We start from the raw sequence: 919 nt of genomic DNA on the forward strand, positions 1-919 counted from the left end.
CGGCACCAAGATCGGCACCACCCGCCGCGGCATCGGCCCGGCCTATGAAGACAAGGTCGGCCGTCGTGCGATCCGCGTGATGGACCTTGCCGATCTCGAAACCCTGCCGGCCAAGGTCGATCGCCTGCTGACGCACCACAACGCGCTGCGTCGTGGCCTCGGCGAACCGGAAATCAGCCATGACGCGATCATGCTCGAGCTGTCTTCGGTTGCCGACAAGGTACTGCCGTTCATGGAAACCGTCTGGGTGCTGCTCGACAAGGCGCGGCGCAAGGGCGCCCGCATCCTGTTCGAAGGCGCGCAGGGCACGCTTCTCGACATCGATCATGGCACCTATCCGTTCGTAACCTCGTCCAACACCGTTGCAGGTCAGGCCGCCGCCGGTTCGGGCATGGGCCCGGGCTCGCTCGGCTACATTCTCGGTATCACCAAGGCCTATACGACCCGCGTCGGCGAGGGCCCGTTCCCGACCGAACTGCACGACGAGATCGGCCAGTTCCTCGGCGAGCGCGGCCACGAATTCGGCACCGTTACCGGACGCAAGCGCCGCTGCGGCTGGTTCGATGCTGCGCTCGTGCGCCAGTCGGTCGCTGCCAACGGCATCACCGGCATCGCGCTGACCAAGCTCGACGTGCTCGATGGCCTTGATGAACTGAAGATTTGCGTCGGATATACTCTCGACGGACAGCAGATCGATCATCTTCCGGCAAGCCAGGCGCAGCAAGCTTCGGCAAAGCCAGTCTATATTACACTTGAAGGCTGGAAGGAATCGACTGTCGGCGCACGCAGCTGGGCAGATCTTCCGGCACAGGCGATCAAGTATGTTCGCCAGGTCGAGGAACTCATCGGTGCACCGGTGGCTCTTCTTTCGACCAGCCCGGAGCGGGACGACACAATACTTGTGACGGACCCCTTTGAG

1 protein-coding gene is annotated in these 919 nt (G+C 63.1%); it reads left to right on the forward strand.

Annotated elements, in window-relative coordinates; all coding sequences use genetic code 11:
* The coding region (locus C6558_RS38760) for an adenylosuccinate synthase (RefSeq protein ID WP_107028844.1) at positions 1–919 on the forward strand (919 nt) is incomplete at both ends.

It is taken from the genome of Ensifer sp. NM-2 (assembly GCF_003024455.1).
GTDB classification, from domain to species: Bacteria; Pseudomonadota; Alphaproteobacteria; order Rhizobiales; family Rhizobiaceae; genus Ensifer; species Ensifer canadensis.